The following is a 16,359-nucleotide window of genomic DNA, read 5'->3' on the forward strand; positions in this document are numbered from 1 at the left end:
TCCTGCCCGTGCTACAGGCAAACTTTCCCGATCACATCTTTCAGCCTCCACCGCTCCTCTGCCGTCAGGAAAGCCGCGTCCGCCGCGTTCAGAAGCAGGGCCTTTCGCTCCTCCGGCCTCATGCCCAGTTTCTGGGTCAACAGAGCGAATTCCTTCTCTATGGTAGTATCGGACACTGTCATATTGTCCGTATTCACCGTCACGGCCAGTCCCTGCCGCAGGAAGTCCAGCACCGGATGTTCTGAGACAGAAGCCACCGCTTTCGTCTGTACATTACTGCTGGGACACATTTCCAGGGGAACCTGCTCCCGCTTAAGGCGCTCAAGCAGCTCCGGATTCTCCGCTGCACGGACCCCATGGCCGATCCGGCCGGCCCCAAAGTCCAGTGCCGTCTCGATGCTCTCCGGCCCGTCAGCCTCTCCTGCGTGAATCGTAAAGGGCACCCCAAGCTCTCTGGCCAGTCTGAAAATATCCGCGAAGTCTGCCGTTGGATACAGGGCCTCCGCCCCGGCCAGATCCACCGCCGCCACGCCCCGACCCAGAAAAGCCGCCGCTGTCCGCACTGTACACAGGTTCTCTTCCCGATTATCCGCTCCCCGCATACAACACAAAATCAGCTTACACTTGAAAAAGGAGCCTGCCAGCGCCTCCTGCATACCAGTCAGGGCCGCCTTCACCACCTGCTCCTGGGTCAGACCCTTTTTCCGGTGAAGCTGGGGCGCAAAGCGGATTTCCGCGTAAAGCATCCCCTGTTCCTTTAGGGAGCTCACCAGGATATACATGGCCTTCCGCAGGGCCTCCTTTGTCTGAAGCACCTGCAGCGGCAGATCAAACTTTTCCAGATATTCGTTCAGGCTTCCGCAGTCTGCCGGTGCGGTCAGAAAGAGCTTCAGCTCATCCGGTTCCCGGCTCGGAAGCAGGATTCCCTGCTCCTGCGCCAGCTCCAACACTGTGCGCGGAAGCAGGGAACCATCAAAATGCAAATGCAAATCTATCATAAGATTTCCTCTTACACACCTTATCTCTTATCGCCATCCACCTGTCAGCCATCAGCCGCAGTCCAGCATGGTCTTTCCTTTTCCACAGACCTTCTCGAAGTCCTTGCGGAACACATTCAGGGCCGCCGTTACAGAATCATTCTTAATCAGCAGATCCAGTACGTCCGGGGAAATCGTAGTGGCTCCGATACCGTACTCGCACAGGGTAATAACCTGACGGGAGTTCTTGAAGCTGGCTGCCAGCACCTCGGTCTTGAAGCCGTAGTTGCGAAACATGTCGTGGATCTCCTTTGCGGTACGCACACCATCGGAACCCAGATTGTCAATCCGGTTGATATAGGGTGCCACATACTGGGCGCCTGCTTTGGCTGCCAGGAATGCCTGCATCTGGGTGTAGATGGCGGTAGCTGTAACGTTAATGCCTGCTGCTGCCAGGATCCGGATGGCCTTCAGTCCTTCTTTGGTGGTGGGAATCTTGATAAAGGTATCGTCGCCCAGCTCCTTGCGGATCTTATAGGCCTCCTCCACCATGCCGTCCGCCAGGTCGCTTAAAACCTGCACGTGGAGCTCGCCTTCCTCGATGAAATCACGGATCTCCTTCAGCACCTCGTAGGGCGGGCGCTTTTCCTTGGCCAGAATGGTCGGATTACAGGTTACGCCGTCCATGGGGAAATACTCATACATAGAACGGATGTCGTTGATGTTCGCGTTATCAATAATCAGTTTCATAATGTTTCTCCTCCTCTTCTGATTTTTTCATTATAATACATTTCATTTCATTTTACAACATTGTATCCATCACTTCTGTTTCGTTTCCAATCCTGTAACCAGAAGATCACCGCCAGCGCCTCAAAAGCAATCAGGATGGGATAGGCTCCCGACAGATACCAGTACAGAATAGCGTTCCAGCCGGAGATCTCCGAGTAGGAGATACCGCCCAGAAGTACAAAATAGCTGGCCAGCAGGGCCGACAGCACCAGCCACACGGACAGATCTCTGTCGTCCGTATCCTTCACCTTTGCCAGGCGTCGTTTCACCATGCGGACGCACAGCAGCACATAGGCCAGGGCCCCCGCCGCAGCCACGACAGCTCCGGTGTAGTGGTAAATCAGACGGATGCCATTCAGCACCTCGCCCTTATAGTTAATCTCCGCCAGCAGTCCGTGACGCTCGGGCACATCCCAGTACCAGTCCAGGTTCAGGCAGGAGGTATCGCTCTCCACGCGGGTCACCTGATCCGACAACTCGTAAGAATCCAGAGGTTCGCCGTTTCGATAGGCCTTCAGATATACGATCTGAGGCTTGTCCTCCACGGAAAGCTTCAGGGAAAAACGGCACTGTTCGCTGCCGGGCGCTGTGATGCCCTGTCCCGCCAGATAAGCCGCGATATCGTCGCTCTCGGTAAACTCCGCAGTGGCAAGCACCGTGCCGTCGGGAAGCTCCGCCTGCAGAGTCACGCCGTCCATGCCCTCATAGGAGGCATACCAGCCCGCCATTTCGATGAGATCCGACTCATACCAGACCGCCTTGTCCCCTGTCATCCGCTCAAACAGCGGGATGCCGCCGTTCTCATCAGGCTCGCTGTAGAGATAGACCAGGGTCTTCATTTCGTCATAGGTGGCAGTGTATCCAATGGCTTTTCCAAGGGCCCCAAAAAGATCCCCCAGATAGCCCTTCCGCCAGGGAGACATGTAGGTGGAAGGCATAGTCGCCTGCCGTGTGAGCCGTCCCTCGTCCATGGCTGTCTCCAGCTCGTCCCGGATCTGCAGGCAGACCTGATTCACCGTCTCCCCGTCTGTATAGTACCCGGCCTGCTCCAGGGCTGTACGGAAGATCCAGAAGACCCAGCCGTCCCGCACCTCCCAGTCCTTTTCATTCTCCTCGGAACCGGCCCAGTAGAGGCGGCTGCTCCGGATATAGGGCTCCAGTTTCTTTAAGGTGGGGCACTCGTCGCACATCCGCGCCACCTTCTCCCGGGTCATGGTGACGCCCGGAATATCCTCCTCCGGCTTCACCGCCATCATGCTTTTATACATTTCCGCAAATCCGCCCTTCTGAAGCTCGTTGGTCAGACGGATATTATAATGACTGTAATTTTCCCGGGCGATCAGCCGGCCAGCTCCCCAGATGCAGAAGAAGGGCAGAAGGACCAGCGCCGCCTTCACCGCATACTCCTTTGCGCGCTCCTTTTTCCAGAGCAGGAACATGCTCCCCAGATACACCAGCACAAAGACGATGAGGAAGGGCTCCACCCAGATGGCGTCCTCCCGGGTGTAGAAAAAGGTAACCATGCCCACTGCCGCTGTCAGAAGCCACAGAAACTGCTTTTTCACCGGTTCCTTCCGCCGCAGCCACAGAGCCAGGAGCCCCCCGAAGATCAGCAGCACCTGTATATAGGAAATACTGTTCCGGTACACTCTCTGGAATGCCTGCACCGAATAGGACACCGGATTCCACAGAAGGGCCAGATACAGGAGCATGCTGTACCGGTACTTCTTTACCAGGGGCCGCAGGGCATAGACGAAAATCATGCAGCTGACCGTGTAAAGCAGGGCTGTCACATTCAGATAGGACAGATGTAAAAAGTTAATGACCGCCAGATACAGCGGAAAAAACATGCCCTTGGTCAGGGTCAGGTCATTGTATTCCCCCAGCCACTGGCCATTTCTCAGGGTATCCGCCAGGTGTACCATGATCCAGTCGTCATGGATGCCCTTGGGCACCGCCATAATGGGCAGATTGTATACCAGAAACTGCTTGATTCCTCCGAAGAAAACCAGCAGAAGAAAAAAGCACAGCTCCTTCTGTCTCAGGGACAGCTTTTTCCAGCCTTTCATCCTTCACATTCCTCCTTCAGGTCTCCCGGTCCAAAGCCGAAGGGCAGAAGCTCCTTCAGCCGGAATTCCTGTGTCTCGTCGGTTCCGGCTCCCAGCAGGATCCGGAAGCCTTCCGGATCGCAGAATTCCGCCATCACCTGACGGCATACGCCGCAGGGAGCGGTAAAGGCAGGATGCCCTTTCTCCGGTCCGCCTGCGATGGCGATGGCCCGAAAGCTCCTTTTCCCCTCGCTGACCGCCTTGGCAAAGGCTGTCCGCTCGGCGCAGATCCCCGGCGTAAAGGCCGCGTTCTCGATATTACAGCCTGTATACACGCTGCCGTCCCCGCAGAGCAGGGCCGCTCCCACCCGAAAATGGGAATAGGGGCTGTAGGAACGCTCTCTGGCCTCCAACGCCAGCCTCATCAGCCTTTCGTCCATCTTACCGTCCATGCTTTTCCCTGTGTTCTCCTCTGTATTCCCCTTCATTCCGGCTTCCTCCCCGCTTATCGGTCCAGCACCATCTGATCATACTCCAGGAATGAAAAGCCCAGATGCTCATAGAGCCGCACGGCCTTCTCATTGCTCCGGGTCACCTCCAGGCGGAAACGGCGCGCCTGGGGCTTCGCCTTCATGATTTCCTCAAAAAAGCGGGTGCCGTAGCCCTTTCCCCGGGCCTCCTCCTTTAAAAACAGCTCCTCAAACATGAGGCAGCGGCCGCCCACCTCGCAGGCGTAATACTCGGTGATGTAGGCGAAACCCACGATGCTGTCTCCCTCCGTCAGCACAAAGCCCTCCAGAACCGGATCCGGGCTCACCGCATCCGCGAAGGTCTGCTCCAGCCGCTCCCGGGGGACCGAATGGCAGACCGCCTCGCTGTGATAAAACTGCTCCACCATTTCCAGCACCTGATCGTGCATTTCCATGGTCATTTTCTTTAACTGAAACATGCTTTTTCTTCTCCCTTAAAAATCCGAATACGGAAATCCCATGATTTCCTGTGGTGATACAAAAAGGACGGAGAAAGCTTTGCCGGCTTCCCCGCCCTTCATCTCCGCACCTTGCATTCTAAACGAAAATGCGGAAAACGTCAATGTCTTTACAGTAATTCCTGGATCACAACATGCTCCCGGTTCTGGTGAATCTTCTCCAGATACTTCTCCACGCCCTTCACGATGGGGTCGTCCTTCTGCAGGTCGTTCAGCTCGCAGAAGGTGGTGATGGGATCCTTCTCCAGCATGGGCTCGCCATTCTTGCCCTGGCGCTCCTCCCAGTAAACCAGAGCTGCCGCAGCTACAAACTGCATGATGCTCGGGTCCTTCTTGTGGTCCATGAGGATCCGCATGGGAGTCATGATACGCTCTGTGGGACCCAGCTTCCGGTAGGGAGCCCGGCCATTCTTGATGGTGTAGTCCAGAATGTAGAGATCCTTGAATTTCTTCAGTGCCTTCTGAGAGAACGCGGTCTGATCCTCCATGGTGATACCGAAGTACTCCATCAGGCAGGGATCCAGCTCTGCCAGCAGCTGATCCATGGTATCGGATACGTCCGGATCGATGGCTGCCTCGCCGTATACCTCATAGCCCTTCACATAGCCGCAGTAGGAAATCAGTCCTGCCAGGCAGTTGTAGGTATAGATCTTACGCTTGAAGAACTTCTCGAAGTCATGAATGGGCACTGCGCCGTTGAAGTCAAACGGGTCTGTAAATTCGTCGCAGTCATAGGGGAAATAGGTCTCATTCTGGGACAGGATATCCAGTCTGGTTCCGCGGATCACAACAGTGGAACAGAAAATGGCTGTCTGGGATACCACGTAATTCGCCTCGATCTTCTCATTCTGCATGTGAGTACGCATAACGCGGCCCGGATTGATACCATTCTCGCAGGTGATAACTACGGTGCGCTTCTGCTTGCCCTCCATGCCGGCCTTCAGCTGCTTTGCCACGTCGCCCAGATTCTGCTCGCCCACTGCGGTGAACACAAAGTCCGCGTCCGCAATGGCTGCCTCCGCCTGCCTGGAATAGGTCTTGTATACACGGAAACCGTGGATATAAACCGGCTTGCGATCCATGTGATAGAAATGGATACTGAACGCCCGATCCTCGTCCAGAAGCTTAATCAGCTCCTCATTTTCCTCGATGAATGTAATCTGATACCCCTTCTCATAAAGATATCTTGCCACATAACCGCGTCCGGACTGTCCGGCGCCGATAACTACTGCCTTCTTCATAATTTCTGTATCCAACCTTTCTCTTTTAATCGTTCCTGGGCCCTGCGAATCCGTTTTGCTTCTTCTCCCGCCGGATCGAGACCGCAGATTTCTTTTAAGATATAATCCGTTCCCTTTTCCCGTCGAAGCTCTGCCAGCCTGCAGGCTGTCTCGTCCTCCGGGTCTTCATAATAAAGAGCCGCCGCGCAGCCCAAGGCAATGGCGTCTGTGGAAAGTCCCAGCGCCGCTCCCTCCCGCAGGGGCCCGATGAGCCGATCCTCCGGGCTCAGCTTCCGGATGGGATCCCGGCCGATGCGGGTCAGGGGATCGATGATCAGCGGGTTCCGATTCTTGGCGTCCGCCCGCTCCGCAAAGACCCTCTGCTTCTCCCGATCGATACCCAGACTCTGAACCAGAATCTCGCTGACCTCCCGGTACAGCTCGTCCAGAATGAGCGCGATCTCCGGATCAGCCGCCGCTTCCGCCACATAGGTCAGGCCCTTCAGCCTGCCCAGATAGCCGATGGTGGCGATACTGGTATTCCTCGTATAGAGCTTCTGCCGAAGCAGTGATCCGAAGTCCGGCAGGAACTCGATGCAGGAAAGCTGCGGCAGCTCTCCCTTCATGCCTTTGGCGTTCACCGGAAGATACAGCACATCCTCAACCCAGGTATCCATGGGGTAATGAAGGGCTGACGGTTCCGGCGCTCCGGTGCCGGAGCACATGACCGCTGACTCCGTAACTCCCGTCAGACGCTCAAAGTCCGCGCGCTCTTTCTGCGTCAGGTGGCCGCATATAGCCTCTTTCAATACTTTTTCCGGCGCTTTCCAGTTCTCGCAGGTGACGATATTGCTCACATGGGCTTTCCCCATGCTCCGCAGAAGCTGAAAGGCCTTGGCCAGCTCCCCGCCCAGGGCTTCCAGATTTTTTCCGCCGCAGGCCGTGAAAATCAGCTCTGTCCTGGCCCACTGTGAGGCCAATGCCTCTGTATCCCTGACAGAAAAAGCCTGTACTTCTGTTTCCAGCACATTTTTTTCTTCCGCGCCCAGTACATGGATCTCGTATGTCTTACCATGCAGTCGTTGTACCGTAGCGTCTGTCGCTGCAAAGAAGACAGGATCTCTGCCATCTTCATGGAGCAGTCTGGCCAGAAAACCCCGGCCAATCCGTCCTGCTCCAAGAATGATTACGTTATTCAATTAGTCCTCCTTGATCCAGCCCTTCTGCTTCAGCTCAGCGACAGCTTCCTTGATGCACTTTACAACCGGTCCGTTCAGATCCTGCTTGCAGATGTTCTCCAGGATGTAGTCCACGCCCTTCTCCTTCCGGATCTTAACCAGCTCTACGGCCACTTCATCTTCCGGATTCTCATAGTAGATGGCAGCTGCGCAGCCCAGAGCGATGTTCTTCGGGTTTACGCCTACCTTCAGGGCGATGCTGATGGGTCCGATGAAACGATCTTCCGGTCCCAACTTCCGGATCGGGTCGCGGGCGATACGTGTCAGTATGTCAATGATGGCTCTATCGGTATATTTTGCCTTTGCGCGCTTGGAGAATGCCAGCTGGCTCTCCTCATTGATGCCCATACCCTTTACCAGCGCCTCGTTGATCTCGGCATATACGCCGTCCAGGATCGGCTCGATCTCCGGATCATTTGCGCTCTCTGCCACATAGGTCAGACCCTTCAGTCTTCCCAGATATGCTACAGTTGCTACGCTGGTGTTATTGGTATAAATCTTCTGTTTCAGCAGATTGCCGAACTCCGGTACGAACTCGATGTACTCCAGAGTCGGAAGCTCGCCGCGGATGCGATCCTTATCTACCGGCAGGTAACGCAGATCCTGTACCCAGGTATCCATGGGATTCACCAGCTTGCTGGGATCCGGAGCGCCTGTACCGGTACACATAACTACAGACTCGCTGACGCCGGTGTTCTCCTCGAATACCTTCTTCTCATCCTCAGTCAGGTTCTCCAGGATGCCGTTCTTCAGGTCGGTAGCCGGGTCGATCCAGTTCTCGCAGGTTACGATGTTGCTGGTATGTACCTTTCCTGCCGCGATAACCTTCTTAAACGCCTCAGCCAGGGTAGCTCCTACTGCCTTCATGTTCTTTCCGCCGCAGGCTGTGAAGATGAAGTCCGCGTCTGCCCAGCACTCAGCCAGCTTGTCGGTATCCTTTGTGGAATATGCCTTTACATTCTTTACGATGGTGTTCTTGGACTCAGCGCCCAGTACATGGATCTCGTACTGTCCCTGCTTGTTCAGTTCCTCCACCATGGCGTCTGTGGCATCAAAGAATGTGATGTTCACATGGTTTGCTGTCAGAAGCTCTGTTACGAATCCTCTACCGATTCTTCCTGCTCCCATTACGATTGCGTTCATAATTTTCTCCTCCTTATATATAACAGACTCTTTTGAGTGTGTTCACGTTTTTTATAAGCTTTCTCTGTAAATCTCGATAACCTCTTCCTTGGTCAGGGGCTTATACGCGGTGGCAAGCTGTGCCGCTGCCTTCCCGGCCATGGCCTCGAAATAGGTCTCGTCGATGCCGAAGTCTGCCAGATGCTCACTGATACCCAGGGTCCGGTAGAACTTCTTCAGGCGCTCGATGCCCTCTTTTGCCACTGCGAACTTGTCCTCGCTCTCCGGCACCTTCCAGATGGTAACTGCCAGCTCGTAGAACTTGTCCACGGTCTCCTCGCTCAGCACATGCTCCATCCAGTGGGGAGTCAGAATGGCCAGTCCCACGCCGTGGGTCATATTGTATACCGCGCTGAGCTGATGCTCAATGGGGTGAACGCTCCACTGAATCATATGTCCCAGCTTCAGGGTATCGTTGATGGCCCAGCTGCTGGCCCACATGATATTGGCGCGGGCCTCGTAATCATCCGGGGTGTCCAGGGCCTTCTTACCGAATTCCACGCATACCCGCAGGATGCTCTCCGCAAAATAGTCCTGGAGCTTTGCCTCGCTTTTGGCGAAGTAGGACTCCATGGCATGGGACATGATATCCGCCACGCCGGAGGCCGTCTGGAACGCGTTTACGGTAAAGGTATAGGTGGGATCCAGGATGCTCACCTTGGGGCGGAGCACCGGATTTCGGGTACCCAGCTTGTCGTTGGTCTCCTCATTGGTGATCACCGCGATGTGATCCATCTCACTTCCGGTGGCCGCGATGGTCAGTACGGTGAGGATGGGAAGGGCCTTCTCCATGCGTTCCGGATGAATGACCAGATCCCAGGGGTCTCCGTCGTAGCAGTTGCCTGCCGCTACCACCTTACTGCAGTCGATGACGCTGCCGCCGCCGATGGCCAGCACTGCATCCACGCCGTGCTCCCTGCACAGGGCCACGCCCCGCCGTACGGTCTTAATGGTGGGGTTGGACTCCACGCCGGACAACTCAAAGAGCTCCACGCCGGCTTCCTTTGCAATGGCGCCGACGGTGTCATAGATGCCGCTGCGCTTGATGCTTCCGCCGCCGTATACCAGCAGGACTCTCTTTCCGTAAGCCGGAAGCTCATGCTTCAGCTGTTCGATCTGGCCCCGTCCGAAATAGACTCTTGTGGGAATATAAAATTCAAAATTATCCATTACGCTTTCTCCTGTGACCGGAACCAGTCTTCATGCTCCTGCAGGAAGTGCATGATTCCGTCTTCATTGTTGGTCTTCTCCGTCACATAATCGGCTTCCTTCTGAACCCGCTCCGTGGCGTTCTTCATGGCCACCGCCACGCCGGCCGCCCGCAGCATCTCCAGATCGTTGTCATTGTCGCCGAAAGCCATGACATTCTCCAGGCTATCGCCGAACTGCTTCACATAGGCTTCGATTCCCTTGGCCTTGGATACGGTCTTATGGCACAGGTCAATGATGTCCTTTTCGGACTGTACGAACCGGATGGTCTCCGGCAGCTTCAGTCCGGCCACCAGCTTTTTGACCTCTTCCATCCGCTCCGGCGCGAAGACCAGCGTCACTCTGGGAGCTGTTTTGTACTCCTGTTCAAAGGGAGACACCATCTCCGGGTAATGATTCAGTTCCTTGATCCCTCTGGCTCTCTCCGTGTCATAGACCGCAAAGAACCGGCCGGGATTGTGGAAGGTCACATTGATGTAGGGATAGGGCCGGAAAAGCTCCAGCAGATACTTCATCTCATCCAGGGATACCATATCCATCTCGGTCATTTCCCCGGTGGCCCCGTCGTGGATATCCGCGCCGTTATTGGCCACATACAGGTCGCAGGCCTCATAGAGCCCGTTTTCCTTCGCGATGGGCTTCAGGGAACTGATGGCCCGTCCGGAAGCAAATCCGAAACGGATACCGGTCTTTTCCCGAAGCTGGCGGATATAGGCCGCCTGGGCTTCGGAGATACGCTTCTGGTCATTCAGAAGCGTACCGTCCAAATCACAGATAATATACTTGATTTTCTTCATAGTTTACTTTCCTGCGCAGCCGCAAATTCCGATGTAATGCTTAATCTTGTTCTTGAAGCCCTCTGCCAGCAGCGGGTACAGCTGATATACCGCATTGCCGCTGAGATCCCGGTTTACCAGGTTCTCGATGGCTGCGCGCTTCAGGTCGTTGGAAAGATTCAGCTTATTGATTCCTTCTTTGGCACATCTCGCCAGGTTCTCGTCCCCGCTTCCGCTTCCTCCATGAAGTACCAGGGGAACGGGAACCGCGTCCCGCAGCTCGTGCAGAAGCTCGAAGCGGATCTTCGGAACCCCTTTGTACGCACCGTGAGCCGTACCGATGGCTACTGCCAGGGCGTCCACGCCTGTCTGCTCCACAAATGCCGCCGCTTCCTTCACATCGGTCAGCGCCTGATTACCGTCTACCGCGTAGTTATCGCCCATGCCCACATGGCCCAGCTCACCCTCTACGGTCAGGCCCAGGGCATGGCAGATGTCTACCATTTCCTTTACCTGCTTCACATTTTCCTCAAAGGGAAGGGTGGAACGGTCGATCATGATATTGGTAAAACCCGAGCGAACGCCCAGCAGACACTGCTCAAAGGTCTTTCCATGGTCCAGATTCAGACAGATCTGCTGGCTGGAACGACGGGCCATCTCCGCTGCGATGGGGCCGAAGAATTCCATATCCGGATTCGCCGTCGGTGTCATGTTCAGAATCAGCGGAGAATTCATCTCCTCAGCTGCCTCGATGGCTGCGCGGACATTGTGATCATGATCCACATTGGTGGCCGGTACGGCATAGCCCTCTGCCTTTGCTTTTGTCAGTATCTCATTTAATGTTACCAGCATGCCCTTTTCCTCCTTAATACTGAATGATCACGCGATATGCGCCCGGCTTCAGAGCCGCCGCGAATGCCTCTTTGCCCTGCTTGAAGGGGAATCTGGCGTCGATGACCTCTTCCATATCGATCAGATGGTAGGTAATCAGCTTGGTGGCGATATCATTGTCCTCAATGGTGGGATTCAGGGTTCCGATGAACTCAATCTCACGGCTGTGCATCATACCGAAGTCCACGCCGATGGGCGTCTTGCTGTCCTGGGAGGAGTAAGCAATCAGACGTCCGTAGGGCGCCAGGGACTGGATGGCACTGTTCCATACGGCCGCGCTGGGAATGGTATTTACAACCACGTCCGCGCCCAGGCCGTCGGTCAGCTTCTTCACTTCTTCACACAAATCCTGTGTGCCGGGGTCAATAACCACATGGGCGCCGCTGTCCAGGGCTTTCTGCTTTCTGGTGGGATCCATCTCGCTGACGATGACGCGGGCTCCGCGCATCAGAGCAAGCTTCAGGTGGAAATAACCCATAATACCCATACCGATAATCACGACTGTATCGCCCAGCTTGATTCTGGCTTTGTTGATGCTGTGTACACAGCAGGCCAGGGGTTCGGTCAGCGCCGCGTGATCCAGATCCGCGTCATCGGCAATCTTGATCACCTGCCATGCGGGCACGCTTAAGTATTCGCAGAGACCGCCGCCCTGGATATAGCCGTCAAACTTAACTCTCTGGGGCTCCCTGGACTTATTGATGCACTGGGTTCCTCTTCCGGTCCGATCCAGCTCGCACTGGTTGCAGTACGCGGATGTGAGGATGACCTTGTCGCCTTCCTTTACACCTACCACGCCGTCGCCGCATTTTTCCACGATACCGGACACCTCATGGCCGCCCAGAAACGGGAACTGTCTTGCTCTGGTTCCCAGATATACCCTTCGATCCAGAGTGCAAAGGGAACAAGCCTTGATTTTTACCAGCACCTCGTAAGCTCTCACATCCGGTTTCTCCAGCTCCACGAACTCCAGAGAATTCTGCTCCGGAATAATCAGTGCTCTTGCCTTTTCCATAGTTATTCCCTCCTATTATAATATATATCGATCAGTCTTTTCCGCCTCCTACCGGAATGGTAATGGCTGACAGATAAGACGCATGATCGGAAATCAGGTAGCATACCACGTCTGCCACCTCGGACAGATGACCCGGTCTTCCAAGAGGAATGGAGGTCTTGTAGTTCTTGAAAAACTGCTCCGGCTTCACGTCGGTTCCCATACCGCGGCCGTAAGCCTGTGCCCGGTACTTCTCGTCGTTATTAGCCGGGGTTCTGTCCAGGATGCCCGGCGCGATGCCAAGCACGCGGATACCGAACTTGCCCAGCTCCTTGCCCCAGGACTGTGTAAAGCTGTGTACCGCAGCCTTGGTAGCAGCGTAGCAGCTGTGTCCCACGGAACCGCGGAGACCTGCCTCGGAGGACATATTCACGATGACTCCGGAATGCTTTTCCAGCATGACTCTGGTAACGGCCTGCGCCACCAGGAAGGTTCCCTTCTCGTTGATGCCCACCAGGAAGTCGAAGTCGTCCTCGCTGAGCTCGTACTGGGGACACTCTTTATAGTAGTCTACCAGGATTCTTGGACGGGTCACGCCTGCGTTATTTACCAGGGCGTCGATGGTGCCGAACTTCTCGACTACCTGTGCCACTGCCGCCTCTACCTCTGCCTTCTTCCGGATATCCAGCTTCACATACATGGTGTTCTCATCCAGTGCTTCCGGCTTCAGATCTGCCATATCGAAAATCGCTACCTTTGCGCCACAGCTCTTCAGGTCTGCTGTGATAGCCTCGCCGATTCCCATGGAACCGCCGGTGACAATGACTACTTTTCCTGTTAAATCAATCCACTTGTTGTCCATTGTTCCTATCCTTTCTTTTCCTAGCTTTTTGACAGCTCATTCGAGCGTTTTTCTGATCGTATTTCTCGGCGGCAGATGCTCTGCCCTATTTCTCTCGTACGACCGTATTATACTGCTGCTTCTGGTGAATTGCAAGTCCAAATTTGCATTTTTACCGATTTTCTTTTCTGTTTTTTGCATTTTCCATTCGTTTTACTTGCATTTATCCAATTATATTTTTGCTTATTTGCAAGTTTTTCCCGTTTTTTCGCAAATTTCCATTGACTTTTCCGGGAACTTCGACTACTCTATTAAATAGATACATTTCCCATGAAATAAACACCTGCATTTTTGCAGATTTTATCTGGAATTTTGATAGAAAAGAGGAACCTGCTTTGAAGAAAACGAATGCCAACCAGCGCCAGGCCGCTATCCTGGAGCTGCTTTCCAAAAACGGAGCCATGAAGACGACAGATCTGGCGGAGCACTTTCAGGTGTCCCGGGAGACCATGCGTCTGGATCTTCTGGAGCTTACCAATCAGGGACTGGTGAAAAAGTGGTTCGGCGGAGTCATCTGTACGCCGCCGGAGACTCCCGACAGTCCTGGCATCATCGAAACCACCGTCATCGACGAGCGCATGACCCGTATGCCTGAAGAGAAGACAAGCATCTGCCGAAAGGCCCTGGAGCTCATCCCGGAGCACGCCACCATTTTTCTGGACTGCGGCAGCACGAACCTTTACCTGGCCCAGCAGCTCCGTTCTCTGTCCGGCTATACCATCATCAGCACTTCCCTTCAGATCATCAATACCCTCTGCGGAAGCGCCAACAAGTTAATCATCTGCGGCGGCGTCATCGACACCTCCATCCTGTCCGTCTGCGGCACCCCTGCCCTGGATTTTCTCCGGCAGCTCCGCACCGACGCGGCCATCTTCGGAAGCTCCGGCTTCAAGGCCAACAGCGGCCCCACCGGACTGGCCTCCGATTACAGCAGCATAAAAAAAATAGCCCTGCAGAATACCCTGACCAGCATCGTGCTGGCCGACCACACCAAGGCTACTTATTCTTCTCCCGTCCAGTTTGCCGACTGGTCCGAGATCGATTACCTGGTAACCGATCCCGCCATGGATCCCCAGGCTCTGGAGCGGCTGGGGGATCATACGAAAGTCATTTTTGCATAAACTTTTCCATGAAAGGCAGGGAGCCGGATGCGTTTGCATCCGGCTCCCTGCCTTTCGCTCTGTCTTTATTTTTTCAAAAGCGTATTTACATTTTCTTTCCGGCGCAGTCCCTCCAGAAGCTCCCGCACCAGGGCGGTTTCTCCCTTCAGCACCGGGTCGGTGTCCATGGTTCTGAGCACCGCTTCGCAGTCCAGTTCCTCCCGGATTTCCCCGTAATACAGAGCTGCTGCCGCTACCAGGGCGATCTCCCGGGTCTCGTCGCCGTCTGCTGCAGCCAGGCGAAGGGGCGTCAGCATCCGTTCCTTCAGGCCCAGCTTCCGCTCCGCCTGTCTGGCGTTCCGGTAGATGGTGTCGTAGATATCTCGGTTCCGGAACTTGGCGATGGCGTTCTTCGTGAACTCCAGCTGCACCTCATAGGGCACGCCGTATTCCTTTCCGATGATCCGGCTGACCACCGGAAGCAGATCCTCCATAAGTCCCGCGATCTCCGGGTCGTTGGCTGCCTCGCCGTAGACCTCATAGCCTTTATAGTCTCCCAGATAGGCCACCACGGCGCTCATGAAGTTATAGGTATAGATCTTTCTCTGTATCAGGCCCGGGAAATTCTCCTCCCAGGGCATGTGCTCCAGATGAGCCTTCAGGCCCGGTACCTTCCCGTCCACGGGAAGCTCCGGATAATCCTGGCTGATCAAGTCCAGCTTCTCGGCCTCGGGCTTCAGAGTGGTGCAGAAAATCACGCCTTCGCTGATGACCGCGTCCACACCTGCCTCCACCAGAGGTCTTTTCACATTGACGCCGTTCTCACAGCAGAATACCGTAAGCTTCTCGGTTCCTTTTTCCGCCCTTTTCCCGGCCGCTTCCTTCAGAAGTTCCGCAAGCTCGCCCACATGGCTGGCAAAGACGCTGACAAAAACCACATCCGCCTCCGTCAGGGCTTCCACCGCTTCCTCTTCATCGGTCACCCAGGCTGTGTAATCCCGGATAATCTGCGGCTCCCGTTTTCCTCCAAAATAGGATACGGTATATTCTTTCTCCTTTCGGAGCTGTTCCACCAGGGCCCGGTCCTTATCCAGGAATGTGACGGCATAGCCATTTTCCCGGACGATGGGTGCGATAAACCCCCTGCCGGTCTGTCCGGCTCCGATGATCACTGCTTTTTTCATACCATCAGCCCTTGCTCTTTCCACCGGATACGGGAATGGTGATTCCGGTAATATAAGCGGCATGGTCGGAAATCAGATAGCAGATCAGGTCTGCCACCTCAGACAGATGGCCCGGTCTTCCCAGCGGAATGGAGGTCTTGTAGTTCTGGAAGAACTTCTCCGGCTTGGTGTCCACCGGCCAGCCTCTTCCGTAGGCCTGAGCCCGGTACTTCTCGTCGTTATTGGCCGGCGTCCGGTCCAGAATATCAGGTGCTACGCCCACCACGCGGATGCCGAAGGGTCCCAGCTCCTTTGCCCAGGAAAGGGTGAAGCCGTGGATGGCCGCCTTAGTGGCGGAATAGCAGCTGTGTCCCCGGGAGCCCATCAGACCCGCGCAGGAGGACATGTTGATGATGACGCCGGATTTTTGCTCGAAAAGCTTCCGGGCCACGGTCTGGGCCATTATGTAGGTTCCCTTCTCGTTGACGCCCACCATAAAGTCAAAATCTGCGTCGCTCAGCTCATACTGGGGGCATTCCTTATAGTAGTCCACCAGGATTCTCGGACGGGTTACTCCTGCGTTATTAATCAGGGCGTCCACATGACCGAACTTTTTCTCCACCTGATCCACTGCCGCTTCCACGGCCGTCCGGTCGCAGATATTCAGCTTGATAAACAGCGTATCCTCATCCTCCTGATAATCTTTAGGCTCCGCCATATCGAAGATGGCTACCTTTGCGCCGCAGCCCTTCAGATCCGCTACGATGGCTTCGCCGATACCCATGGCTCCACCGGTGACGATGGCCACCTTGCCGGAAAGATCAATCCATTTTTCACTCATTTTTTCTTCTCCTCTTATCCCTTACCGGGAATGTTCCTATTC

At 55.0% G+C, this 16,359-nt stretch carries 16 protein-coding genes; 1 reads left to right on the forward strand and 15 read right to left on the reverse strand.

Translation table 11 applies throughout. The features are described 5' to 3' along the window. Window positions 1-11 precede the first annotated feature (11 nt). The 13 genes from add to H8S44_RS11620 form a co-directional block, all read right to left on the reverse strand. Window positions 12-998 (reverse strand): adenosine deaminase, encoded by a 987-nt coding sequence (gene add / locus H8S44_RS11560; RefSeq protein WP_186872363.1) that lies wholly within the window; start codon window positions 996-998, stop codon window positions 12-14. A 51-nt stretch (window positions 999-1,049) separates the two neighbouring features. Beyond that, window positions 1,050-1,727, reverse strand: coding sequence for a transaldolase family protein (locus H8S44_RS11565; protein WP_186872362.1), 678 nt, complete (start codon window positions 1,725-1,727; stop codon window positions 1,050-1,052). A 47-nt stretch (window positions 1,728-1,774) separates the two neighbouring features. Further along, a complete protein-coding gene (locus tag H8S44_RS11570) occupies window positions 1,775-3,835 on the reverse strand; it encodes a hypothetical protein (protein ID WP_186872361.1) in 2,061 nt (686 codons plus the stop codon). Continuing rightward, window positions 3,832-4,302 (reverse strand): cytidine deaminase, encoded by a 471-nt coding sequence (gene cdd / locus H8S44_RS11575; protein WP_186872360.1) that lies wholly within the window; start codon window positions 4,300-4,302, stop codon window positions 3,832-3,834. Before cdd ends, H8S44_RS11570 begins: the two co-directional genes overlap by 4 nt. A 17-nt stretch (window positions 4,303-4,319) precedes the next feature. Further along, on the reverse strand, window positions 4,320-4,763 hold the full coding sequence (locus tag H8S44_RS11580) for a GNAT family N-acetyltransferase (protein WP_186872359.1): 444 nt from the start codon (window positions 4,761-4,763) through the stop codon (window positions 4,320-4,322). A 149-nt stretch (window positions 4,764-4,912) separates the two neighbouring features. Then, window positions 4,913-6,043 carry a mannitol dehydrogenase family protein gene (locus H8S44_RS11585; protein WP_186872358.1) on the reverse strand — a complete coding sequence of 377 codons (1,131 nt, stop codon included), beginning with the start codon at window positions 6,041-6,043 and terminating at the stop codon, window positions 4,913-4,915. Beyond that, complete coding sequence (locus tag H8S44_RS11590) at window positions 6,040-7,221, reverse strand: mannitol dehydrogenase family protein (RefSeq protein WP_207724110.1); 1,182 nt, start codon at window positions 7,219-7,221, stop codon at window positions 6,040-6,042. The genes H8S44_RS11585 and H8S44_RS11590 overlap by 4 nt, the downstream gene beginning before the upstream one ends. Beyond that, window positions 7,222-8,403 carry a mannitol dehydrogenase family protein gene (locus H8S44_RS11595; RefSeq protein ID WP_186872357.1) on the reverse strand — a complete coding sequence of 394 codons (1,182 nt, stop codon included), beginning with the start codon at window positions 8,401-8,403 and terminating at the stop codon, window positions 7,222-7,224. 51 nt (window positions 8,404-8,454) lie between these two features. Then, complete coding sequence (locus H8S44_RS11600; protein WP_186872356.1) at window positions 8,455-9,612, reverse strand: iron-containing alcohol dehydrogenase; 1,158 nt, start codon at window positions 9,610-9,612, stop codon at window positions 8,455-8,457. Beyond that, window positions 9,612-10,448, reverse strand: coding sequence for a Cof-type HAD-IIB family hydrolase (locus tag H8S44_RS11605; protein WP_186872355.1), 837 nt, complete (start codon window positions 10,446-10,448; stop codon window positions 9,612-9,614). The genes H8S44_RS11600 and H8S44_RS11605 overlap by 1 nt, the downstream gene beginning before the upstream one ends. Before the next feature lie 3 nt (window positions 10,449-10,451). Continuing rightward, a complete protein-coding gene (locus H8S44_RS11610) occupies window positions 10,452-11,279 on the reverse strand; it encodes a class II fructose-bisphosphate aldolase (protein ID WP_186872354.1) in 828 nt (275 codons plus the stop codon). Window positions 11,280-11,292: 13 nt separating this feature from the next. Next, the gene (locus H8S44_RS11615; protein WP_186872353.1) at window positions 11,293-12,333 is read right to left on the reverse strand and encodes a zinc-dependent alcohol dehydrogenase; all 1,041 of its coding nucleotides are present in this window, start codon (window positions 12,331-12,333) and stop codon (window positions 11,293-11,295) included. A 31-nt stretch (window positions 12,334-12,364) separates the two neighbouring features. After that, window positions 12,365-13,174: a sorbitol-6-phosphate dehydrogenase subunit gene (locus H8S44_RS11620; RefSeq protein ID WP_186872352.1), complete on the reverse strand. Its 810-nt coding sequence runs from the start codon at window positions 13,172-13,174 to the stop codon at window positions 12,365-12,367. A 374-nt stretch (window positions 13,175-13,548) separates the two neighbouring features. On the opposite strand from H8S44_RS11620, the gene H8S44_RS11625 reads away from it, so the two are divergent. Further along, window positions 13,549-14,334, forward strand: coding sequence for a DeoR/GlpR family DNA-binding transcription regulator (locus H8S44_RS11625; RefSeq protein ID WP_186872351.1), 786 nt, complete (start codon window positions 13,549-13,551; stop codon window positions 14,332-14,334). 65 nt (window positions 14,335-14,399) lie between these two features. Here the strand turns inward: H8S44_RS11625 and H8S44_RS11630 are convergent, their stop codons facing one another. Then, window positions 14,400-15,497 (reverse strand): mannitol dehydrogenase family protein, encoded by a 1,098-nt coding sequence (locus H8S44_RS11630; RefSeq protein ID WP_186872350.1) that lies wholly within the window; start codon window positions 15,495-15,497, stop codon window positions 14,400-14,402. A 4-nt stretch (window positions 15,498-15,501) separates the two neighbouring features. Next, entirely contained in the window at window positions 15,502-16,317 is an 816-nt protein-coding gene (locus H8S44_RS11635) for a sorbitol-6-phosphate dehydrogenase subunit (RefSeq protein ID WP_186872349.1), read from the reverse strand. Window positions 16,318-16,359 lie beyond the last annotated feature (42 nt).

The organism is Anaerosacchariphilus hominis (assembly GCF_014290175.1).
Taxonomy (GTDB): domain Bacteria; phylum Bacillota; class Clostridia; order Lachnospirales; family Lachnospiraceae; genus Laedolimicola; species Laedolimicola hominis.